Source organism: Chitinasiproducens palmae (genome assembly GCF_900095735.1).
GTDB lineage: Bacteria > Pseudomonadota > Gammaproteobacteria > Burkholderiales > Burkholderiaceae > Chitinasiproducens > Chitinasiproducens palmae.
Genome location: NZ_FNLO01000003.1, coordinates 168,929 through 192,383 on the forward strand (window position 1 = coordinate 168,929; position 23,455 = coordinate 192,383).

A 23,455-nucleotide genomic window follows, 5' to 3' on the forward strand; every position below is an offset into this window, starting at 1 on the left:
TCGTCTACATTGGACATGGCGTCGCATTATAATCCGCGCATGAATGCCGAAACCTCCTCGTCCCCACGGCCCGTGGCGTCCAGCCAGGCCGATCCCGTCGACCTTGCGCAGTTCGTCGACTGGCTGCGTGCCGTCGCGCCCTACATCCACGCGTTCCGCAACAAGACCTTCGTCGTCGGTTTCGGCGGCGAGCTGGTCAGCGCGGGCCGGCTGAACACGCTGGTGCAGGACGTGGCCCTGCTCCAGGCGATGGGCATCCAGATCGTGCTGGTACATGGCTCGCGGCCGCAGGTCGAGGAGCAGATGCGGCTGCGCAATCTCAGTTCCCAGTTTGCACGGGGCCTGCGCATCACCGACGCGCCCGCACTGGAATCGGCGAAGGAAGCGGCCGGCGAAATCCGTCTCGATATCGAGGCGGCGATCAGCCAGGGGCTGCCGAACACGCCGATGGCGCACGCCCGCATCAGTGTCGTATCGGGCAACTTCGTCGTCGCGCGACCGGTCGGCATCGTCGACGGTGTCGACCACCTGCATACCGGCGTGGTGCGCAAGGTGGACGCCGACTCGATCCGTCTTTCGCTGGCCAACGGCAAGCTGGTGCTGCTGTCGCCACTCGGCTTCTCGCCGACCGGCGAAGCGTTCAACCTGTCGATGGAAGATATCGCCGCGTCGACCGCCATCGCGCTGCGCGCCGACAAGCTGATCTACATCACCGAAACGCCCGGCGTGGTCGACGGCGACGGCTCGCTGCTGCGCGAACTCGCGCTCGATGACGCGACGCGCCTACGCGAAACCGGCACGCTGCCCGAGGAAGTCGAGTTCTATCTGCGCCACGCCTGCCGCGCCTGTCGCGGCGGCGTGCCGCGTGCCCACCTGATTCCGTTCGCACTCGATGGCTCGATCCTGATCGAGCTGTTCACGCACGACGGCGTCGGCACGATGGTCAGCTACGAGAACCTCGAAAGCCTGCGCGAAGCGACCGCGGACGACGTCGCAGGCATCGTCCAGTTGATCGAACCGCTCGAAGCGGACGGCACCTTGGTGCGCCGCGACCGGCACCAGATCGAGCGCGAAGTCGATCACTTCTCGGTGATCGAACACGACGGCGTGCTGTTCGGTTGCGTCGCGCTGTATCCGTATCAGCGCGAGCGCATCGGCGAGATGGCCTGTCTGACCGTCGCACCGGAAGCGCAGGGTTCCGGCGACGGCGAACGCCTGCTCAAGCGCATCGAGCAGCGCGCCCGCGCGCGCGGCCTGAACCGCATCTTCGTGCTCACCACGCGCACGGAACACTGGTTCCTGAAACGCGGTTTCGTGAAGGCGAGTGTCGACGACCTTCCGGAAGATCGCCGTCGCCTCTACAACTGGCAGCGCAAGTCGCTGGTCCTGATCAAGCAGTTGTGACCGGCGCCACGCCCCGGTCACCCACCATCCCATACGAAGGAGCAACACCATGCCGCGCACCGTTCAATGCGTGAAACTCGGCCGCGAAGCCGAGGGATTCGACTTTCCGCCCGTCCCGGGCGAACTCGGCAAGCGTATCTACGCCAATGTCTCGAAAGAGGCGTGGCAGGAGTGGTTGAAGCAGCAGACCATGCTGATCAATGAGAATCGCCTGAACATGGCCGACGCGCGGGCGCGCCAGTACCTGTTGAAGCAGACCGAGAAGTACTTCTTCGGCGAAGGCGCGGACAGCGCCTCGGGCTTCGTGCCGCCGACCGGCGCCTGAGGTCTTGCCGGCGCGGCCGCACGGCTGCGCCCAACCCCACGCGCCTGCCGTCCTCCGGTCCGGTGCTGTCACCGAGTCCGCCAGGCGCGGACTTCGCGTCAGCCGGGTGCCACCGGCTCCGCCGGCGCGGCGGCCGCACCCTCCTCCTCACGCCATTGCTGGCGCGCGCGGTGCAGTTGGCGCAGCGCGAGGCGCGCCATCTTGAACCAGCCGAACGGCTTGGGATCAACGATCATGCTGAGCGCCCGGGCGTAGTCCAGCACCAACCCCGGCGTCCATGCCATCGTCACCGCACGCCGGCGGATCTGCACCGCCACCCAGAGCTCCGGCGTGGCCAGCACGCGCAGGAACGCACGCCATCCCCGGTCGGTCCCGCCCAGACTGCCGACCGCACCCTCCACCGCCGCTTCCAGCGCGTACGCGACGGTGCTCGAACAGTTGCGGTAGGTGAGGTTGTACACCGGCGTGCGTCGGTAGACGTCCCAGAACGCCTGCAAGCGGACCGGATCGTAGTTCCGGACGCGCACCTTGACGGTGGATTCGCACCATGCGGCCGATTCGGTCAGGTAGTCGGGTTGGAAGGTGCCCGGCACGTCGTTGTCCGCGGTCGCACGCAACAGGCGCGCGAAGTCTTCCGGCGAACGATCGATCTCGACAGCCGGATACAGGCTGATGTAGACGCCCTCGCTGCTTTCCAACGCCGCATGGCCGGTTGAAATCACGCCGTTGACGTCGACCGCGGCAATATAGCGATCGATCACCGGGCGCCGCAACGCCTTCGCCTTTGCCGAGCCGGTCGGCGTCCAGACATGCACGATCAGCTCGCGCTTGAGCGCCGGATCCGCCGACACCATCGCATCGGCGTTGGCGGCATGAATGGACGTCTCGCCGGCGGCCAGATGCGCCGCCAAGCCCGCCTCGTGCGTGTGCACGCCCGCGTCGAGCGCCCGATGGCGCGCATCGTCGAGGTTATGCTGCGACAACGCCGCCAGCGACGCACGCTCGGGCAGGAAGCGGGCTCGCAGCGCCAGCCAGATGATGTTCCAACCGCCGATCGCCAGGCCCAGCCCGAGGCTGTACGGAACAGTGCCGACGTAGTGCGTCGGATAGGGCTGAAAGAAAAAGATCGCGAGTCCGATCTGCACCACGCCACCGGCAAAGGCCAGCCGCCAGCCCGGGAAGCGCACCACATGCGCGGAGGCGATCTGCAGCGCGCCGCCGCACAGGAACAGCAAGCCGAACATCATCGACAGCGCCATGTGGCCCGCGGTGTGACCGCTCAGGATCAGCAACGCGGCCAGCGTGAAGAGCCCGCCCTTGCCATAGCGCAGCGTGCGCTGGCCGCCCACGCCGGTCCAGGCGACGGCCAGCGTCGCCACGCCCTCGGCCAGCAGCAGCCACGCGAACACGCGCAGTGGGAACACCAGCACGCCGTCGGTGGCATCGATGCAGAGCAGCAGCCCGGCAAGCATCCAGAGCGCGCCGAGGCCCAACAGGACCGGCCAGCGCCGGCGCAAGTAGTCGGTGCCGAGCAGCAGCAGAATCAACTGGACCATCACGCCCTCGCAGTAAGTTTGCGGCGCGTCGCGCGCCGGGCCATCATTGTCTGGGGAACGTCACCGTCTGCACGCCATCGGCCACTGCGAACAGGCCCAGATCGGCCCGACGCCGGGCGAACAGGCCGACGGTCACGACGCCGGGCCAGTCGTTGACGCGTGCCTCGAAGCCGCGCGGATCGACAATGTCGAGACCGGCGACATCGAGGATTTCGTTGCCGTTGTCGGTCACGTAGACGCTGCCGTCCTTGTGCAGGCGCCGCGTCGGCGCGCCGCCGCATTCACGCAGTCGACGCGCGACCGCGTTGCGGGCCAGCGGCACGACCTCGACCGGCAGCGGGAACGTGCCGAGCCGCTCGACGCGTTTCGACCCGTCGGCAATGCACACGAACTGTCCGGCAACCGAGGCGACGATCTTCTCGCGCGTCAGCGCGCCGCCGCCGCCCTTGATCATATGCCCGTCGGCATCGATCTCGTCCGCGCCGTCGACGTAGATCGGCAGCGACTCGACGTCGTTCAGGTCGATCACGGTGAAGCCGGCGGCTTCGAGGCGCGTGGTGGTGGCCGTGGAACTCGACACGGTGGCGCGGATGCGCGCGCGATGCGGGGCGAGCGCATCGATGAAGCAGTTGGCGGTGCTGCCGGTACCGACACCAAGCACGGCGTCGGACGGCAGATGAGCCAGTACGTGCTCGGCGGCCGCGCGGCCAACCAGCACCTTCAGTTCGTCTTGGGTCATGTGTAGAGCGATCGGATCGGGTCACGGCCGCCTGCCGGCGACCGCCCGGTCTTGAGACAGGAGGCAGACGCGCGCATTCTACCGCCGGCGGCACGGCGCCGTACGTCCGAATGGCGAACGCAGCGGCGGCGCAACGGCCCGAGCCTCGGTCCAAGCCTCGGCCAACGGCCAGCTTGGGCAAGGACAGCCGCTGGCGCCCCGGAGCGCGGCGAGCGCCCGATGTACGGCAACGCGCGGCGTCAGTCCTGGCGCTGCCGCACCGCCTCGAACAGGCATACGCCGCTCGCGACCGACACGTTCAGGCTCTCGACGGCACCATTCATCGGGATGCGCACCAACGCGTCGCAGGTCTCGCGCGTCAGCCGGCGCATGCCTTCGCCTTCGGCTCCCATCACCAGCGCCAGCGGCCCGGCGAGCTTGGCCTGATAAAGATTCTCGCTGGCCTGGTCGTCGGTACCGACCACCCAGATGCCGGCGTCCTTGATCTCGCGAAGCGTTCTGGCGAGATTCGTCACCGTGATGTAGGGCACCGTGTCGGCCGCGCCGCTGGCGACTTTCGCCGCCGTGGCATTGAGTCCGACGGCCCGGTCGCGCGGGGCGATCAGCGCGTGGGCACCGGCCGCGTCGGCGACCCGCAGGCAGGCGCCGAGGTTGTGCGGATCGGTGACGCCATCGAGCACCAGCAGCAACGGCGGCCCTTCGAGCGCGTCGAGCAATTCGGTCACGGTCTGCGCCAGCGCCACGTCGGCGGCACGCGCCACCACGCCCTGGTGCCGTTCGCTGCCGGCCAGTCCGCGCAGGCGTTCGGCGTCGGCCGCGATCAGCCGCACATTCGCCGCCTTGGCGACGCCGAGGAAATCCTGCATGCGTCGGTCGCGACGCGTCGGGTCGAAAAAGACTTCCTCGACGCTGCTTGCATCGTGGCGCAGGCGGGACTGGACGGCGTGGAAGCCGTAGATGATCTTGTGACGTGACATACGAATCTCGAAAAGCAAACGGGGCGCGGCAATGGCGCGCCCCGCGGAGGCAGGCGAGCGACAGGCCGCGACGGCGGAATCAGCGCCGGCGGCGGCGACTGCGCTTGGCCGCACCGCCCTTGCCGGCCGGCGCGGCCGCCGGCTCACCCGCAGCGGCCGTGCGACGCGACGCGGGCGCGGCTTCCCGCGGCGTGCCCTCGGCGGGCGTCTTCTTGCCGCCGCGCGCGGCGCGGCCGCCCTGCGGCGCACGGGCCGGCGCCGCGGATTGCTCGTCGATCAGGCGGAAATCGATCTTGCGCGTGTCGAGATCGACGCGGCCGACCTGCACCCGCACCCGATCGGTCAGGCGATACCGGATACCCGTGCGTTCGCCGCGCAATTCGTTGCGCACCTCGTCGTATTGGAAATAGTCGCTGCCCAGTTCCGACACATGCACGAGCCCTTCGACGAACAGCGCGTCGAGCTGCACGAAGATGCCGAACGACGTGACGCCACTGATCGAGCCACTGTATTCCTCGCCGAGCTTGTCGCGCATGAAATAGCACTTCAGCCAGTTCTCGACATCGCGCGAAGCCTCGTCGGCGCGCCGCTCGTTGGCCGAGCAATGCATGCCGAGCTGCTCCCAGACCGCAAGCTGCTCGCTGCGCGGCTTGCGCCGCGCGTCAGGCGCCGGCGCCGGCGCGGCGGCCGGCGCGCGGCGCCCCTTCGACGGCGCGGCCGTGTTCAGCGGCACTGCGTCGGGCGGCACCGGCACGTATTTCTCGCCGGCCAACACCGCGCGAATCGCCCGGTGCGTCAGCAAGTCTGGGTAGCGCCGGATCGGGCTGGTGAAGTGCGCGTACGATTCGTACGCAAGGCCGAAGTGGCCGACGTTGTCGGGACTGTACACGGCCTGCTGCATCGAACGCAGCAACATGGTCTGCAGCATCGGCGCGTCCGGCCGCCCCTTGATCTCGTTGATCAGCGCCGCGTAGTCGCTCGCGTGCGGCGTGTCGCCGCCCCCGAGCGTCAGGCCGACGCCGCGCAGGAAGGTGCGCAGGTTGTCCAGCTTCTCGGCGCTCGGCCCCGCGTGCACCCGGAACAGCGCCGGATGCTTGTGTCGTTTGAGCAAGTCCGCGGCGCACACGTTGGCGGCCAGCATGCACTCCTCGATCAGCTTGTGCGCGTCGTTGCGGGTGCGCGGCACGATCTGTTCGATCTTTCCCTGCGGATTGCAGACGATATAGGTTTCAGTCGTCTCGAAATCGATCGCGCCACGCTTGTGCCGTGCAGTGAGCAGCGCGCGATACGCCTCGTGAAGATTCTGCAGATGGGGCATCAACGCGGCGCGGCGCGCTGCTTCCGGTCCCTTGCTGTTCGACAGCGCGGCGGCCACCTCGGTGTATGTCAGGCGCGCCGCGGAGTGGATCACGGCCGGATAGAACTGATAGGCCTTCACCGCGCCCTGCGCGTTGATGACCATGTCGCAGACCAGCACGCAGCGATCGACATCCGGATTCAGCGAGCACAGTCCGTTCGAAAGCTTTTCCGGCAGCATCGGGATCACGCGGCGCGGAAAGTACACCGACGTGCTGCGCTCGATGGCGCCGGCGTCGAGCGCCTCGCCGGGCCGCACATAGTGCGACACGTCGGCGATCGCGACCAGCAGCCGGAAACCGTTGGCGCGACCGATCTTGACCGGCTCGCAATACACCGCGTCGTCGAAGTCGCGCGCGTCCTCGCCGTCGATGGTTACCAGCGGCACATCGCGCAGGTCGATGCGCTGTTTCAGGTCGGCGCTGCGCACTTCGTCGGGCAACGCCCCTGCCTGCTTCAGCACCGCGGCGGAGAATTCATGCGGCACGCCGTACTTGCGTACCGCGATTTCGATTTCCATGCCCGGATCGTCGATGTCGCCAAGCACCTCGACCACTCGTCCGAAGGCCTGGGAATGGCGGGTCGGGAAATCGACGATCTCGACCGTGACGACCTGTCCGGCGCGGGCATCGCGCAGCGACTTCGGCTCGACCAGGATGTCCTGACCCAGGCGCGCGTCTTCGGGCGCCACGACCAGGACGCCGTTCTCGTTGACGAGACGGCCGATGACCCGCTTGTTCGCGCGCTCGACGACTTCGACGATGTGCCCTTCCGGCCGCCCGCGTCGGTCGGTGCCGCCCGCGCGCGCCAGCACGCGGTCGCCGTGCATCGCCTTTTCCATCTCGATGTGCGAGAGAAACAGATCCGTCTGACCGTCGTCGCGCAACAGGAACCCGAAGCCGTCGCGATGCCCCTGCACGCGACCGGCGATGAAATTGGGACTCGACACCAACTCGGCATTGCCCTTGTCGTCGGTGCGCAACTGACCGTCGCGTGCCATTGCGGCGAAACGCTTCATGAAACCGTCGCGCTCTTCCTGCTTGATCGACAGTGCGTCGGCAATCTGGTCGGCATTGAGCGGTGTGTCGCTGCGGCGAAGCACGCCGAGGATTTCCTCCCGGCTCGGCACGGGATAGGCGAATTTGCTCGCGGGCTTGTTAATGATGGTTTCCTGTTCTCTGTCGAGTCCATGGCGCCTGCGGAACGACGGCCGCCCCTCGACGGGGCCGCAGACCCGGGTCCGCGAAGACTTCGCATGCTGCGGGACCTTGGGTCGCCCGAGGTTGGCCGCGCCGGTCGCTGCGCCGGGGCAGGCCCGGCGGATACGGCCGGCAGCGGACTCGTGTCGGCTGGTGGCACGGATTGTCCGATTCTAGCATTGCAGGAAGCCACTCCCACCAAGCATTATCGAGAAAACGCCCGGGCCCATGTCACCGGCCGGCTCGCTGCCGGCGCACGCGCCGCCGGTGCTCTGCCACCCGACCGTCTCGCACCTGTCGGTCGCGCACCGGTCCCCGGCACCGATCCGCCTTGCATCGATCCGCCTTGCATCGATCCACCTTGCCCCTGTCCGCCATGCCTGCCACCCGCGCCACCGCCCTCGCCGCGCCTCACCTGGACCGACTGCGCGCCGACACGCCGGCGCTGCGTTCGAGCGGGCATTTCAATCATGGCTCGTGCAGCCTGCCCCCCGCGCCGGTGTTCGACGCCGCACGCCACTGGCTCGATCTGGAGGCTCGCCACGGCACCCTGGCCGCGCTCGAACGGCTTGGCGACGCGCTGATTGACAGCCGGCAAGCGATGGCGGCGCTGCTGCACACGCAGGCGGCGCGGATCGCCTTCACCCCATCGGCGTCGCACGGCTGGGCGCTGGCCAGCCGCGCCCTGTGTGCGCACGGCGGCGCACACATCATCACGACGCGGCACGAATGGGGCGGCAACGCGCTCGTCATGTTCGCCGAGCGCGACGCCGGCCGGTTGGTCATCCATCGGCTCGACGCAGCGAGCACCGAGCCGGCAGACCCGCTCGACCGTCTCGACAGCGCGATCGCGGCCCTGCCGCCATCGCTCCGCCGCAGCACGGCGGCACCGCGCTGGGCCTTGTCCGTGCAGGCGGTCAGCGCCGGTTTCGGCGGGGTTGCGGACTTCACCGGCCTGGCCGAACGGGTGCATGCCGCCGGCGGCCTGTTGTTCGTCGACGCCAGTCACGCGGTCGGACAGACCGATGTCGACGTGCATGCGATCGACTGCGACGTGCTGGTGTTTCCGACTCGAAAGTGGTTGCGCGGCCCGAAGGGCGTCGGCGTGCTCTACCTGTCGGAGCGCGCGCTGGCCGCCTTCGACAACGCGCCGCTGCCGGACGCGAGCAATACCGAGTGGCGGCACGCCGAGACCGCACACCCGCGTACCGACGCGCGGCGTTTCGAGATCGGCGAATTCAATCCGGGCCTGCGGCTCGCCGCCGGCGCGGCGGCGCGATACGCGACAGAGCTGGGTCCGGCGGCGATCGAGGCGACGGTGCACCGGGTCGCGGCCAGCCTGGCGGAACAGATCGCGGCACGCACCGGCCTGCAGCCGGCGGAAGTCGCACTGCTCGCCGGCACTGGCCCCATGCCATGCCGCGACGACGGTGTCGCGATGCGCTCCGCGAGCGGACTGCTGACCTATCGTCTGCCGGCCGGCGCCGCCGGCTGCATTGCGGCGCGCCTGCACGCGCGTGGGCTGCGCGTCGGCACGGTCGAGCCGGCGAATTTGCGCTGGTTGTTCACATCGCTGGGAGCGGTCGATCTGCTGCGCCTGACACCGCATTACATGACACCGACCGAGCAATGCGCGGCGCTGGTCGATGCGCTTGCCGACGCGCTTGCCGCTGTGCTGGACGATGCGGTCGCGGCAGTGGTGTCGGGCGTGCCGCGCCAGCGGTCCCACGGCTCGGGACACGGTTGAGCCTGGCGCACCGGCGTGATGGGGCTTGGCCATTGCGGGCGAAGCGCACGACCGCGGGCGAGACGGCGCGGACGTAGCGCGCTTCCGCGCATTGAAGGCAAGCAGGCCTCGAAAAGCACGCTGCAAAAAAAGTTTGACAGATCCGATTGAGTCTCTATAATGAGCACTTCTTCGACGCGCTGCCCAGGTGGCGGAATTGGTAGACGCGCATGGTTCAGGTCCATGTGCCGCAAGGTGTGGAGGTTCGAGTCCTCTCCTGGGCACCAATCAGCGGTCGTAGGAATATGTAGTAACAGAGAGCCCCGCAAAGCAAAAGCCTGCGGGGTTTTTTGTTTGTGCGTTTTTGTTTGCGCGTTTTTTGTTTGTACGCTCGCTCGGTGAACGTGCGCGGTCGGATCGGTCCACGCAGTGCCGGGATGGCCACTCCGTTGCCACCTGACATAGGTAGGGGCTTGTCGTGCGCAGCGCGCTGACCCACCTGCATCCCGGCCACTGACGCCTGTCGGCTCGCCGCACAGCCGCGAACCGAGGCCAGCCACGGCGACGGCCCGGTGTCGCCCTGCCCTGTTCCTTTCTGTTGATTCCAGCCTGCCCGCGACTCGCCGATGCATGGCCATCCGCGCCATCCTCGCACCGTCACCGCCGACATTATCGTCAACATCACTTTCGGTAGGAACCGGCGAAGGCAGGCGCGACGCCGAGGGGCCGGCGCGAACATCATATTTCCATCGAGCTGACACCGGCGCGACCTCGCGGTCCTTGCGGCCGCAGGCACGTCTCGTTACGTCACTGCTGCGCCGCGCATGCCTTCCCACCACTGCCAGCGACTGCTGCCGATGGCATGGTCCTGCCGCCCGGCATTGCGTGCCCGGCGGCCGTCGCGCGCAACCGCAATGCGCTGCGCCGGCAGCGCGCCCGCGTCGACGCGTCAAGCCTGTCGGCCTTGTGCGTCCCCAGCCAGAAAACGCTGCGCCAACCGCACGAAGTAGCTTGCGCCGATCGGCAGCAGCGCGTCGTTGAAGTCGTAGCTCGCGTTGTGCAACATGCATGGCCCGCCGCCATGACCCGCGCCGCGATGGGCACCGTCGCCGTTGCCGATGAACACGTAGCAGCCCGGCCGTTCGCGCAGCATGAACGAAAAATCCTCGGCGCCCATCGTTGGCTCGACGTCGGCATCGACGCACTCGTCGCCGACCAGTTCGCGAAGGATGTCAGCCGCGAACGCGGCTTGCACCGGATCGTTGATCGTCGGCGGATACCCGCGCTTGAAGTCGACCTCGGCCCGACAGTCGAACGCCTCGGCGACGGTGGTGGCAATCGCCTTCATCCTTCGTTCGATCAGGTCGATCGGCGCCTCGGCGAAGGTTCGCACGGTGCCGCCGAGCCAGGCGTGGTTCGGCACGACATTGTCGGCATCGCCTGCATGGAACTGTGTGACCGACAGCACGACGGTATCGATCGGCTTGTTGTTTCGCGTGACGATTCCCTGCAGGCCGTTGGCAATCTGCATGGCCGCGAACAGCGGGTCATGACCCAGATGGGGCATCGCGGCGTGACAGCCCACACCGGTCACGGTGATGCGAAACTCGCTGGCCGACGCCATCAACGGTCCCGCGCGCAGACCAAAATGGCCGGCCGGGATGCCCGGCCAGTTATGCACACCGAACACGGCATCCACCGGAAAGCGTTCGAACAAGCCATCCTCGATCATCGCGCGCGCGCCCGCCTCGCCTTCCTCGGCCGGCTGGAAGAAACAGCGCACGATGCCGTCGAAATCGCGACGGGCGGCCAGCCGCTCGGCCGCGCCGAGCAACATCGCGGTATGACCGTCATGGCCACAGGCGTGCATCACGCCGGGGACCGTCGAGCGATGCGCGAAAGTATTGGCCTCGTGGATCGGCAGCGCATCCATGTCGGCGCGCAGTCCGATCGCGCGCGTGCTGCGCCCGGCCTGCAAGGTGCCGACCACGCCAGTGCGACCGACGCCTCGGGTGACATCGAAGCCCCAGGCCTCGAGCTTGTCCGCCACGAAGGCGGCGGTACGATGAACTTCGAAGCCCAGCTCTGGGTGGGCGTGAATGTCCTGACGCCAGGCACGCAATGCGTCGGCCCGGGCTTCAATTTCGGCAAGCGGTTTCATCTCAGACCTCGACAATCGATTGCACAGGCGGGCCAGATTGCCGGGCGCGGGCGACGCCGCGCGGCGTTGGCTTCTGCCACCTGACAGGTTCCCGCATCGCAGACCGAGCCACCTCGTTACCCACGGCCCACCACGGCGGGCGGGCCGGTGCCGCGGCTCTGTGCGCGAAGCGACGCCTCGACTTTAACAGTGCGCGCCCTGCCTCCACAATGCGGGCTCGCCGCGAGCCTGCCGACGCCTCGGCAACGCGCGCCCCTACGCAGCCGCCAAGTGCTCACACCTCGGGCAATCGACTGCGCTGGCGACGTCCGCCGATATCGGCGCCCCGCGCCATCGCGTCGCCATCGCCGCGGTCGCCGCAGTCACCATCCCGCGCGATGGCACGGAGGCGGCGCGCTGTTTGCTACGCGCAATCAGCATGGGCCATATCGTTCAGCGAGATGACGCGATTGCGGCGCGGCAGCAGGCAACGCCGAGCCGGCTGGCCCGTCCGACCACAACAGGGAGCGAGCGATGGCCAACCTGCGCGGCAACGCCCAGAAACTTCTCAGCGATACCGAACTACAGGCTTTCGACGCGACACGCGGCGAAGCATTGCGCGGCCTGTCGAAGACCGACATACGCAAGCATGTGGAACGCGCCCGCAAGTTGCGCGACAAATATCGAGACCTCTACCGACGACAGCGCGTCGCATCGCACGGCAAGCCCGACAGCGAGGCATCGAATCTCCGCACGCAGCAGAAGGAAGCGATCTTCACCGATATCGTCGAGCGTCTTGAAAAGCGTCTCGGACAAATCGAGACGCAGGAAGATCGCGACTATGCAAAGCTGCAGCGACAGCGGCCGCGCGACACGGCGCGGGATCGGGACGGCGTGACCGGCGCGACGACTTCAAGCAAGACACGTGGCCAGCGCGGTGAGCGCAGTCCTGCCGGTAAGAGCGGCAGCAGCGGCGTGGCGGCACGCAAGCCCAGGGCGGGAGTGACGGCAAAGACAACCGACAGAGCGAGGCAAACGAGGACGCCCGCGCGCGATCCAGTGGCAGTGGCAGTCGCAGTGGCAGCGGCACCGCGTGATACGGTTGCGAAGCCGCGCATCAGCCGCAAGAGCGACGGTACGACCTCGCTTTCCAATACGGTAGCGGCCGAGTCGGTGGACACGCGGCCGGCCAAACGTAGCCGCAATGCGGCCGGTGCCGAACCTGACCTGCGTACGGCTGCTGATGCGACGTTGCGGGGCGCACGCCGGTCGCCGGCGGTACGGCGCTCCACCGCACGCAGCCCCCGCGCGACGCAGATCGATGCCGACAAGAATGTGCCAGCGATCGATGCCAGTCCGCGCGACCCGGTTGTCGACCGCGACGCCGCGCCCGGTGCTCCGAACGGTGCGAACGGTGGCATCAAGTCGTCGCTGTGAGACCGTGACCGCCCCGGCGCCGCCCCGCAGGCGGCCAGTCAGTGTTCGAGATGGAATTCGGGAGCGTTCACCAAGGCATGCACGGCGAGCACGGGGCGACCATTGCGGCTACCCGAAACGGCCTGGGACACACTCGAAACGACGGCCGGTCATGAGCGCAAGCGCGCGAGCGTGGCCGAACGCGCACCGATATGGAGACGCGATTTTCGATGCAAACGCGTGCTTTCCGCACGCGTCCCGCAGATAGGCCATCGGCGGCGACGCGGGGCTCCGCGCAAGCAGTGTCAGAACACCAGCGCGAAGCGTTAGCGCGCCGTCTCGCACGGGCACATTGCAGAACCGCTTTGGCATGACGCGGCGACGACCGCAACCGCAAGGACTGTGTCGGCACTGGTAGCGGTGCCACAAAGCGGCGCCTCGGCGCGGTCGGGCCGGTGACGCTTGTCACTGCATCGGCACTTCGCACCGCGCAGCGTGGCAGTGCCTTGCAAGTCGGCGACGCGATAGAGAGATCCTTCAGCGGGACGCCACGGCACGCCGCAGCACGGCGGCAGTACGATACATCAGCGAAACACGTCAGCAAGACACGTCAGCGAAACGCCTCAGCAAGAGGCACAGCAGTGAGCGACAGCGCCTCACCGGTGAAGCACGAGGGTGGCGCCCGCAGGACGTTTCGCTCCCGAAGCCAGTGCTCAATCACCACCGGGCGCCGCCGCGTCGACCAACGGCGGAATGTCGATCTGTGGCAAACGACGCGCCTCGGCCGGATTCGGACCGGTGCGTCGATGAAACGGTTCGAGCTTCTGCGCCTGTCCGGTCTGCAGTGCCCGCTCGATTGCGGCCAATACTCGCACATCCGCCAAGCCTTCCTCGCCCGACGGCTCCGGGTCGCGGCCGTCGATCACGCACGCCGAGAAATACTGGAGTTCACCACCGAACTGGTCGGTCTCCGGGAAGTCGACCGACTCGGTCTTGCCGTCGCGCGTAACCTTCAGCGACAGTGCGACGCCAGGGCCGAAGCCGAAAGCCGGCTGGGCAAAGATGTCGCCGCTGGCACCGACGATTCGATAGTGTTCGGCGGCATCAGCACCATAGGACACGGTGAATTGCGCGAGTCGATCGCCGGGAAAGCGTAACGTCACCGCGACCGTATCGTGAAAGTCGAAAGGCAGCGTTGCCCGCTTCACACCGACCGCCGACACTTCGATCGGTTCTGCGCCGAACAGGCTGCGTGCCGCATTCAATGGATAGGGACCCATGTCTGGCACAGGGCCCGCCCAGAAACCATGCCGCGCGCGATGGTTGGCCGCTTCGACCTTTTGCGAGAACGCCGCACTGAAGTAGCGCGGCTCGCCAATCTCGCCGGCGCGCACGCGCGCGATCGCGTCGAGGGTAGCGGGTTCGAAATGGAGGCGGTAGGCGATCATCAGCTTTGCGCCACTCTTGCGCGCGGCCGCGCGTATCGCCTCGCACTCCGTTTCGGACACAGCCATCGGCTTTTCCAACAGCACGTGCAAACCTGCCTCCAGCGCGGCGATCGCGTAATCGTGATGCATCCAGTTCGGAAGCGCCAGATAGACCGCGTCCGCCACCTTCGCGTCGAGGAACGCCTGATAGTCGTCGTAACCGAACACGTGCTCGATGCCGTAGCGTTGCGACAGCACCCTGGCCTTTTCGACATCCCCCGTCACGAGCGCCGTCATGCGCGAGTTGCCGGTGTGGGCGACCGCCGGCATGAACGCCGCCTGTGCAATCCAGCCCGCGCCGACGACTGCATAACGCACATTGCGTCCCTTGCTCGCGTTCACTCCGCCCTGCGCCACTTGCCGAGCTTCTCCCGCCATTGCCGTCTCCTGATCAGCGATTGCCGAACCTGTCGTCCGGTCGGTGTAACCATGCAAGCGACGTGCCCCCTCGTCGCTATCCAGACAGTACCGGCAGTAACGGCAGTAACGGCAGTAACGGCAGTAACGGCAGTAACGGCAGTAACGGCAGTGAACGATATCGCGCAGTGCGTTGCCGTTCGCGCTCCGACACATTCGCGCCGCTGCCGCCACGGCAGCCCACGCCGCCGTGACGGGCCAACCAGCGGAGCCACCGCCGCCGCGGTGGGATGACGGCAAGCTCGATGCCGGCTGGCTTCAGACGGTGACCAAGCTCCGCCGTACGGCAGCGCGCGGCGCGCGCGATCCGGTGCGCACCGACGTGCTTGTCGGCGTTGCCCGCGTCTCGGCCTTGCCCTTGCCGGTGCGGGTGCCAGTGCCTGTGCCAGTTCCGGAGAGGCGTACGCCGACGCGGGCAAGGGAGCCGCTCGCGACCGGCGCCGCTTTCGGGATGATGGCGCGGCGCGGCGCGCCGACCAGCTTGGCCGGTTTCGGCGCTTTCACCGGCTTGACTGCCTTCACTACCTTCGCCGGCACGTCGGTGTCGACGGTGGCCACCGACTTCAGCCGCCTGGTCGATGCGGCCAGCGCATCGATGCGGCCAGCAGCACCGGCGAGCGCCGCGGCACGCTGAACGACGGCGGCGCGGTGGGACGCAGGAACACGCCGCGCCTGCTCTCGCGCCGAGCGCGCCGCCGCGCCGCCCGACGCGGCGCGTGCCAGCAAGGCGATCGGCGCACGCATGCGCGAACTGATCAATTGATTGAACGCGTCCGCCGACGGGCCGAACAGCGTCTTCGCAATATCCTTCATCACGCCGCATTCGTGCCAATTCTTGAAACGGCGGTGACAGGTTTGATACGACGGATAGCGACGCGGCATCGAGGCCCACGATGCGCCGCTGTACATCACCCACAGCACGGCGTTGAGAACCGCCCGCGTGTCGCACAGCGGCCGCCCGCGCATGTGCCTGCCCTTGCTGCCGATGCGCCGGTTGAGTTCGGGAATCAAGGTTCGCACGCTGGCCCACTGCTCGTCAGTGAGATCGACATAAGGTTTCATTGCAGGTCTCCTCGGTCTGAACGACCGCGCATGGCGCGGCTCGATGCGCCGCGATGCGACGCACCGTCCAAGTTATCGAGAGACGCCAATTTCGAGAATAAGACTAGTCGCAAAACACCGGGATATTTGGCATCGGCCGGACGGTCGGGGCTTGCGCGCCCGTCGGGTGACCGGGCGAGCACGAAGGCTCACGCTCGGTCGACCGTCGCTACGGTTGCATCGCGCGGTCGATGACCGCGAACGCACTGCGACGTGATCGGAGCATGACGGCGGCGCGTGCGGCCCGGTCTGCTCGCGCCGCTCGGTCGAGCGTGAAGGCCTTGGATGCGCTGCGGCGGCGCCTGCCACGGTTTCGATGCGGCATTGAGAGGGGTTGCGGCGGGGTTGCGGCGGGGCTGCGACGGGGCTGCGATGGAATTGCGATGCGGTGCCCACGTGCTGCGGACGCGGCGCGCATGTGCAGCAGAACTGGCGATGGCGGCACGCGCGTCATCGATCGCGGGCGCGCGAGCGCGGTGCGATGCCGGTCGAGCGGCCCACACGCGGAATTCGCACGGCACCGCGTCGTCTCAATGCGACGAAGGCCGCGTGCGCCTCGGCGACCGGGCGGCCCAGGTCGGGTTGCCGAGCGGCGCGCGCCGCGCCGCTGCCGCCCGTCGACGTATCCGTTGCCGGTGGGCTCAGACCAAGCGCTCGGCCGCGCCGCGCCGTTCGGATTCGAGATATTCGCGCGACTGCATTTCCGTGATGCGCGACACCGTGCGGAAGAATTCATTCGCCATCGGCCCTTCCGTGTACAGCTGCTCGGGCGGCACCGCCGCCGACATCAGCAGCTTGACGCGATGGTCGTACAGCACATCGATCAGCCAGGTGAAGCGCCGTGCCTCGGAGGCCTGCCGCACGCTCATCTGCGGCACATCGGACAGGATGATGGTGTGGAAGCGGCTGGCCAGTTCGAGATAGTCGTTTTGCGATCGCGGCCCGCCACACAGCGTTGCGAAGTCGAACCAGACCACGCCGTCGGCGCGGCGCAGCGCACGCAGTTCCCGCTTTTCGATATGCAGCAGCGGCGATTCGTCGGGCACCGCGACCAAATCGCGGAACGCATGGCGCAGCGCACGATCGGCGTCGCCGCCGAGCGGCGTGTGGTAGGCCTGCACCTGCGAGAGCGTGCGGCGCCGATAGTCGATGCCGGCGTCGACATTGAGCACGTCCATCTTGTCCTTGATCAGCGCGATCGCGGGCAGCAGACGGTCGCGATGCAGGCCGTCCGGATACAGCGTGTCCGGTTCATAGTTGGAGGTCATCACGAACTGGACGCCGTTTTCGAACAGCCGGTCGAGCAGCCGGTACAGCATCATCGCGTCGGCGACATCGGAGACGTGGAATTCGTCGAAGCAGATCAACGCATACTTACGGCCGATCTGACGGGCCAGCTCGTCGAGCGGATCGGCCCGGCCCTTCAGCACTTCGAGTTGCCGGTGTACCTCGCGCATGAACTCGTGGAAGTGCAGACGCGTCTTGCGCGTCACCGGCACGACGGTGAAGAAGCTGTCCATCAGGAAGCTCTTGCCGCGGCCGACCCCGCCCCACAGATACACGCCCTTGGGCGGCGTATCGCGCGCGAACAGGCGCTTGATCGCGTTCGAGCGGCGGTCCTTGTAGGCGACCCAGTCGTCGTAGCAGCGCTGCAGCCGATCGACCGCGGCGCGCTGTGCCGCGTCGCTCTGATAGCCCCGCTGGCGCAGTTCGTTGTCGTAGTATTCGCTGACGTTCATGGCTCGTCCGGTTCGCCCCGTACCACGCCGGAGCCGGGCAGTAAAAAAGGCGGTGCGCCGGATCGGCGACCGCCCTGCTTCCCGGCCAGGCAGCCGGGATCGACGCGCCGCAGCCGGCGCGCCGGCGCTTACATATTGATCGCGCGCTTGTCGGCTGCCAGGGCCGCCTCACGGACGACTTCGGACAGCGACGGATGCGGATGGCAGATCCGGGCGATGTCTTCCGACGCCGCCTTGAATTCCATCGCCACCACCGCTTCCGCGATCAGGTCCGACGCGCCGGCCGAGACGATGTGCACGCCGAGGATTTCGTCGGTCTTCGCGTCGGCGATCACCTTGACGAAACCTTCCGGCGCATCGATGCCCAGCGCGCGACCGTTCGCCGCGAACGGAAACTGACCGGCCTTGATCTCGCGGCCTTCCTGCTTCAACTGCTGCTCGGTCTTGCCGACCCAGGCGATTTCGGGGGACGTGTAGATGACCCACGGAATGCAGTTGTAGTCGATGTGCGGCTTCTGGCCGGCGATGATCTCGGCAACCGCGACGGCTTCGTCCTCGGCCTTGTGCGCGAGCATCGGACCGCGCACCACGTCGCCGATCGCGTAAACGTTCGGCAGCGAGGTCTTGCAGTGCGCATCGACGTCGATGAAGCCGCGCTCGTTCGGTGCCAGCCCGATATTTTCGAGACCCAGGTTGTCGGTGTTCGGCACGCGTCCGACCGACACGATCAGACGATCCGCGTCGAGCGTCTGCGCGTTGCCGTCCCTGTCCGTGTAGGCGATCGAGACACCGCTGTCGCTGGTCTTCACTTCGCCGATCTGCACGCCCAGGTTGATCTTCAGTCCCTGCTTCTTGAACTGCTTTTCCGCTTCCTTCGCGACTGCCGCGTCGGTGGCGGCCAGGAACGTCGGCAACGCTTCGAGGATCGTCACGTCGGCACCCAGGCGGCGCCAGACCGAACCCAGTTCGAGCCCGATCACGCCGGCGCCGATCACGGCGAGCTTGGCCGGCACGGTATCGAACGTGAGCGCGCCTTCATTGTCGGAGACGATCCGGTTGTCGACCGGAAGCGACGGCAGATGACGTGCCTTGGAGCCGGTCGCGATGATCACATTCCGCGCCGTCACGGTTTCGGTGGTCTCGCCGCCGACCTCGATCTTGTAGCCGGCGTCCTGCTTGCCGACGAAGCGGCCGTGGCCCTTGAGCCAGGTGATCTTGTTCTTCTTGAACAGATACTCGATGCCGCCGGTCATCTTCTTGACGATGCCGTCCTTGCGGGCGTGCATCTTGGCCAGGTCGATGGTTGCGCCGGACACCGCGATGCCGTGCACCGCGGCATGGTGATTGATCTTCTCGAACTCTTCCGACGACGCCAGCAGCGCCTTCGACGGGATGCAGCCGACGTTCAGGCAGGTGCCGCCCAGCGCCAGTTCGCCCTTCGGATTCTTCCAGTTTTCGATACACGCGACGCTGAATCCCAGCTGCGCGGCGCGCACGGCGGCGACATACCCGCCGGGGCCGGCGCCGATCACGACGACGTCGAATTCTTGTGACATGACTAACCTTTTTGGGAGCGGAGCGCGGCCGGCGCGCTCACGTTTGCAGCAGGATGACCGCGCCGGCCGGTGGCCACGCGCGGTCGCCGGCGGCTTCCGGCAGCGTGGCCGGATTGCCGCCGGAACGCTTACAGATCGAGCAGCAGACGCGCCGGATCTTCCAGCGCATCCTTCATCGCCACCAGCGCCAGGACAGCTTCGCGGCCGTCGATGATGCGGTGGTCGTAGGACATCGCCAGGTAGTTCATCGGGCGGATCACGATCTGGCCGTTCTCGACGACAGCGCGTTCCTTGGTCGCGTGCACGCCCAGGATCGCCGACTGCGGCGGGTTGATGATCGGCGTCGAGAGCATCGAGCCGAACACGCCGCCATTCGAGATCGAGAACGTACCGCCGGTCAGTTCTTCCAGCGACAGCTTGCCGTCCTTCGCCTTCTGGCCGAATTCGGCGATCTTCTTCTCGATGTCGGCCAGGCTCAGTTGGTCGGCATTGCGCAGGATCGGCACGACCAGACCACGCGGCGAACCGACGGCGATACCGATGTCGAAGTAGCCGTGGTAGACGATGTCGTTGCCGTCGACCGACGCGTTGACGACCGGGTACTTCTTCAGCGCATGCACGGCCGCCTTCACGAAGAACGACATGAAGCCCAGCTTCACGCCGTGCTCCTTCTCGAACTTGTCCTTGTACTTCCCGCGCAGGTCCATCACCGGCTTCATGTTGACTTCATTGAAGGTGGTGAGGATGGCGTTGGTCTGCTGCGATTGCAGCAGACGCTCGGCGACCCGCGCGCGCAGGCGCGACATCGGCACGCGCTGTTCCGGACGGCCGTTGATCCACTGTTCGCCGCTGGCCGGCGACTTCACGTCGGCCAGCGATTGACGCGGTGCGGCGGCAGGCGCGCTGGCGGTCTGCGCGTCGTTCTTGGTGATCCGGCCGTCGCGGCCCGAGCCCTGCACGTCGCCGGCCGACAGGCCCTTTTCGGCCATGATCTTGCTGGCGGCAGGCGAGGCGGCAGCCGTGCCCGACGGCGTGGCGGCGGCAACCGCCTGGTCGGCTTGCGAGGCAGCCGGCTGGGCGGCAGGTTGGGCCGGGGCCGGCGCGGCGGCCTGGCTCGGTTGCGCGGCGGCGCCCGCCTTGCCTTCGGTGTCGATCCGCGCGATCACTTCGTCGGCGGTGACGGTGTCACCGTCCTGCTTGACCAGCTCGGAGAGCACGCCGGCGGACGGCGCCGGCACTTCGAGCACGACCTTGTCGGTCTCGATTTCGATCAGGATCTCATCCTGCGAAACCGCCTCACCGGGCTTCTTCTTCCAGTTAAGCATGGTCGCTTCGGCGACCGACTCGGACAGTTGCGGAACTTTGACATCGACGATGGACATATTTTTTCCCTGGCAGTGCGGAATTCTTGATTGAGCGGTGGGAAGGCGCGCGGGCCTTCCCACCAAGGACATTACTTGACGCGTGCGCCCTTGGTCGGAGCGAACGCACCTTCGACCAGCGCCTTCTGCTGCTCGTAGTGCTTGGCGTAGTAGCCGACGGCCGGCGAAGCCGACGCCGGACGACCGATGTAAGCCAGCTTCTGGCCCTTCTTCATGCCCTCGATCAGGTGATGCTCGACATAGAACCACGGGCCCTGGTTCTGCGGTTCGTCCTGCACCCAGACGACATCCGTGAGGTTGTCGTACTTGCGCAGTTCCGCCTCGAAGGCCTTGTGAGCGAACGGGTAGAGCTGCTCGACCCGCACGATCACCGCGTTGTCCAGCTTCGCCTCGCGACGGTGCGCAAGCAGATCGTAGTAGACCCGGCCCGAGCAGACCACCATGCGGGTGACCTTCTGCGGTTCGATCTCGTTCGACACTTCACCGATGACAGGCTGGAAGCCGCCGCTGGTGAACTCGCTCAGGTCGCTGACCGCTTCCTTGTGACGCAGCAGCGACTTCGGCGTGAAGACGATCAGCGGCTTGCGGAACTGGCGGATCATCTGACGACGCAGCAGATGGAAGATCTGCGCCGGCGTGGTCGGCTGCGTGACCTGCATGTTGCTGTCCGCGCACAGTTGCAGGAAGCGTTCGATACGCGCCGACGAGTGTTCCGGGCCCTGCCCTTCATAGCCGTGCGGCAGCAGCATCGTCAGGCCCGACACGCGGCCCCACTTCACTTCGCCGCTGGAGATGAACTGGTCGATCACGACCTGCGCACCGTTGACGAAGTCGCCGAACTGCGCTTCCCACATCACCATCGTGTTCGGTTCGGCGGTCGAGTAACCGTATTCGAAGCCGAGCACCGCTTCTTCGGACAGCACCGAATCGATCACGGTGAACGGCGCCTGGCCGTCGGTGACGTTCTGCAACGGCACGTAGGTGCCGTCGTTCCAGCGCTCGCGGTTCTGATCGTGCAGCACCGCGTGGCGGTGGCTGAACGTGCCGCGCCCGCTGTCCTGGCCGGTCAGGCGCACCGCGTAGCCGGAGCTGAGCAGCGAAGCGAAGGCGAGATGCTCGCCCATGCCCCAGTCGAGCGGTTGTTCGCCGGCGACCATCGCGCGACGGTCGCGCAGGACGCGTTCGACCAGCGTGTGCAGCTTGAAGTTGTCCGGAACGGTCGTGATGCGTTCGCCCAGGCGCTTGAGCTCGGCCAGCGGCACCGCGGTATCGGCGGCGTCGGTCCACTTGCGATTCAGGAACGGCACCCAATCGACCGCATACTTGCTCTTGTAGTTCGAGAGCACCGGATCGACGGTGTGCTGCCCGGCTTCCATCGCCTGGCGGAAAGCCTTTGCGTAGCCGTCGACTTCTTCCGCGCTCAGCACGCCCTGCGCGACGAGCTTGTCCGCGTAGACCGCGCGCGAGCCCGGGTGCTTGGCAACGCTCTTGTACATCAGCGGCTGCGTGAGCGCCGGCGTGTCCTGTTCGTTGTGGCCGAGCTTGCGGAAGCACACGATGTCGATGACGACATCCTTGTGATAGGTGTTGCGGTATTCGACCGCCCATTCGGTGGCCAGCGCGACGGCTTCGGGATCGTCGCCGTTCACGTGCAGCACCGGCGCCTCGATCATCTTGACCACGTCCGAGCAGTACAGCGTCGAACGCGCGTCGCGCGGATCGGACGTCGTGAAGCCGATCTGGTTGTTGATGACGATGTGCAGCGTGCCGTGCGTGCCGTAGCCGCGCGTCTGCGCAAGGTTCAGCGTCTCCATCACGACGCCCTGGCCCGCGAACGCCGCGTCGCCGTGCACCTGCACCGGCAGCACCTGACGGCCTTCGAGGTCGCCGCGGCGATCCATCCGCGCCTTCGCGGAGCCTTCGACGACCGGGTTGACGATTTCGAGGTGCGACGGGTTGAACGCAAGCGACAGGTGCACCGGGCCATTCTCGGTCGAGATGTCGCTCGAGAAGCCCTTGTGGTATTTCACGTCGCCAGCCGGCAGGTCGTCGACATGCTTGCCTTCGAACTCGTCGAACAGATCCTTCGGCATCTTGCCGAGGGTGTTCACGAGCACGTTCAGGCGGCCACGGTGGGCCATGCCGATCACGATTTCCTGCACGCCGCCTTGCGATGCGCTGCGGATCACCTGATCCATCGCGACGATGAAGCTCTCGCCACCTTCCAGCGAGAAGCGCTTCTGGCCGACATACTTGGTGTGAAGGAAGCGTTCCAGGCCTTCGGCCGCGGTCATGCGTTCGAGGATCTGCTTCTTGCGCTCGACCGAGAAACGCGGGGTCGCGCGGATCGACTCGAGCTTCTGCTGCCACCAGCGCTTCTGCTCCGGATCGCTCAGATACATGAACTCGGCACCGATCGTGCCGCAGTAGGTATCGCGCAGACCTTGCAGAATGTTGCGCAGCGACGCCTTGTCGAAGCCCAGGTACAGGTTCTCGGCGCTGAACTGCTGATCCATGTCCGCTTCGGTGAAGTCGTAGAAGCGCGGATCGAGTTCGGCGATGTTCGGACGTTCCTGGCGCTTCAGCGGATCCAGATTCGCCAGACGCGAGCCCAGGAAACGGTAGGCGTTGATCATCGACTGCACGTGCACCTGCTTGCGCGCGGTGCCGAGGTCGGACTGGGCTACGCGGGGCAGGAAGGCGTTCGAACGGGCGCGCTGTGCAAACGATTCGACGATCGGCGCATGGGCGACGTCGTTGTTCGCGCTGCCGTCGACGGCGGGCACGTGTTGCAGCGCGTCAAAGTAGTCGCGCCAATTGTCGGGAACGGAGGTGGGGTCGTTGAGGTAGGACTCGTACATCTCTTCGACGTAAGCGGCATTGCCGCCGAAGAGGTAGGAGTTCTCCTGCTCTTGTCTCATCATTTTTACGCTCA

General features: G+C 66.9%; 15 protein-coding genes and 1 tRNA gene. 5 read left to right on the forward strand and 11 right to left on the reverse strand.

All coding sequences use genetic code 11. From position 1 onward, the window contains the following. Window positions 1-39 precede the first annotated feature (39 nt). Together argA and BLU54_RS06580 are read left to right on the forward strand one after the other, a co-directional pair. On the forward strand, window positions 40-1,404 hold the full coding sequence (argA, locus tag BLU54_RS06575; protein ID WP_091906671.1) for an amino-acid N-acetyltransferase: 1,365 nt from the start codon (window positions 40-42) through the stop codon (window positions 1,402-1,404). Between the two features lie 49 nt (window positions 1,405-1,453). After that, complete coding sequence (locus tag BLU54_RS06580) at window positions 1,454-1,729, forward strand: oxidative damage protection protein (protein ID WP_091906244.1); 276 nt, start codon at window positions 1,454-1,456, stop codon at window positions 1,727-1,729. Window positions 1,730-1,827: 98 nt separating this feature from the next. Here the strand turns inward: BLU54_RS06580 and BLU54_RS06585 are convergent, their stop codons facing one another. The 4 genes from BLU54_RS06585 to rnr form a co-directional block, all read right to left on the reverse strand. Continuing rightward, on the reverse strand, window positions 1,828-3,285 hold the full coding sequence (locus BLU54_RS06585) for an HdeD family acid-resistance protein (RefSeq protein WP_091906246.1): 1,458 nt from the start codon (window positions 3,283-3,285) through the stop codon (window positions 1,828-1,830). Window positions 3,286-3,328: 43 nt separating this feature from the next. Then, window positions 3,329-4,024 (reverse strand): ribose-5-phosphate isomerase RpiA, encoded by a 696-nt coding sequence (gene rpiA / locus BLU54_RS06590; protein WP_091906248.1) that lies wholly within the window; start codon window positions 4,022-4,024, stop codon window positions 3,329-3,331. A gap of 239 nt (window positions 4,025-4,263) precedes the next feature. Then, window positions 4,264-5,001, reverse strand: a complete 738-nt coding sequence (gene rlmB / locus BLU54_RS06595; RefSeq protein WP_091906673.1) for a 23S rRNA (guanosine(2251)-2'-O)-methyltransferase RlmB — start codon at window positions 4,999-5,001, stop codon at window positions 4,264-4,266. A gap of 79 nt (window positions 5,002-5,080) precedes the next feature. Beyond that, on the reverse strand, window positions 5,081-7,522 hold the full coding sequence (gene rnr / locus BLU54_RS06600) for a ribonuclease R (protein ID WP_091906250.1): 2,442 nt from the start codon (window positions 7,520-7,522) through the stop codon (window positions 5,081-5,083). A 410-nt stretch (window positions 7,523-7,932) separates the two neighbouring features. On the opposite strand from rnr, the gene BLU54_RS06605 reads away from it, so the two are divergent. Together BLU54_RS06605 and BLU54_RS06610 are read left to right on the forward strand one after the other, a co-directional pair. After that, a complete protein-coding gene (locus tag BLU54_RS06605) occupies window positions 7,933-9,303 on the forward strand; it encodes an aminotransferase class V-fold PLP-dependent enzyme (protein ID WP_091906252.1) in 1,371 nt (456 codons plus the stop codon). A gap of 181 nt (window positions 9,304-9,484) precedes the next feature. Next, window positions 9,485-9,569, forward strand: a tRNA-Leu gene (locus BLU54_RS06610). A 662-nt stretch (window positions 9,570-10,231) separates the two neighbouring features. Here the strand turns inward: BLU54_RS06610 and BLU54_RS06615 are convergent. Further along, window positions 10,232-11,443, reverse strand: coding sequence for a M20 aminoacylase family protein (locus BLU54_RS06615; protein WP_091906254.1), 1,212 nt, complete (start codon window positions 11,441-11,443; stop codon window positions 10,232-10,234). Window positions 11,444-11,956: 513 nt separating this feature from the next. Here BLU54_RS06615 and BLU54_RS06620 point away from each other — a divergent pair. Further along, on the forward strand, window positions 11,957-12,859 hold the full coding sequence (locus tag BLU54_RS06620; RefSeq protein ID WP_091906256.1) for a hypothetical protein: 903 nt from the start codon (window positions 11,957-11,959) through the stop codon (window positions 12,857-12,859). A gap of 692 nt (window positions 12,860-13,551) precedes the next feature. On the opposite strand, the gene BLU54_RS06625 is transcribed toward BLU54_RS06620, so the two are convergent. The 6 genes from BLU54_RS06625 to BLU54_RS06650 form a co-directional block, all read right to left on the reverse strand. Further along, window positions 13,552-14,703, reverse strand: coding sequence for a Gfo/Idh/MocA family protein (locus BLU54_RS06625; RefSeq protein ID WP_091906259.1), 1,152 nt, complete (start codon window positions 14,701-14,703; stop codon window positions 13,552-13,554). Between the two features lie 297 nt (window positions 14,704-15,000). Further along, window positions 15,001-15,804: a transposase gene (locus BLU54_RS06630; protein WP_091906261.1), complete on the reverse strand. Its 804-nt coding sequence runs from the start codon at window positions 15,802-15,804 to the stop codon at window positions 15,001-15,003. Between the two features lie 680 nt (window positions 15,805-16,484). After that, window positions 16,485-17,582, reverse strand: a complete 1,098-nt coding sequence (zapE, locus tag BLU54_RS06635) for a cell division protein ZapE (protein ID WP_091906263.1) — start codon at window positions 17,580-17,582, stop codon at window positions 16,485-16,487. Window positions 17,583-17,710: 128 nt separating this feature from the next. Continuing rightward, window positions 17,711-19,138, reverse strand: a complete 1,428-nt coding sequence (gene lpdA / locus BLU54_RS06640) for a dihydrolipoyl dehydrogenase (protein WP_091906265.1) — start codon at window positions 19,136-19,138, stop codon at window positions 17,711-17,713. Between the two features lie 128 nt (window positions 19,139-19,266). Beyond that, on the reverse strand, window positions 19,267-20,520 hold the full coding sequence (gene odhB, locus BLU54_RS06645) for a 2-oxoglutarate dehydrogenase complex dihydrolipoyllysine-residue succinyltransferase (protein ID WP_091906267.1): 1,254 nt from the start codon (window positions 20,518-20,520) through the stop codon (window positions 19,267-19,269). A gap of 71 nt (window positions 20,521-20,591) precedes the next feature. Further along, window positions 20,592-23,444 carry a 2-oxoglutarate dehydrogenase E1 component gene (locus tag BLU54_RS06650; RefSeq protein ID WP_091906269.1) on the reverse strand — a complete coding sequence of 951 codons (2,853 nt, stop codon included), beginning with the start codon at window positions 23,442-23,444 and terminating at the stop codon, window positions 20,592-20,594. Between the last annotated feature and the right edge of the window lie 11 nt (window positions 23,445-23,455).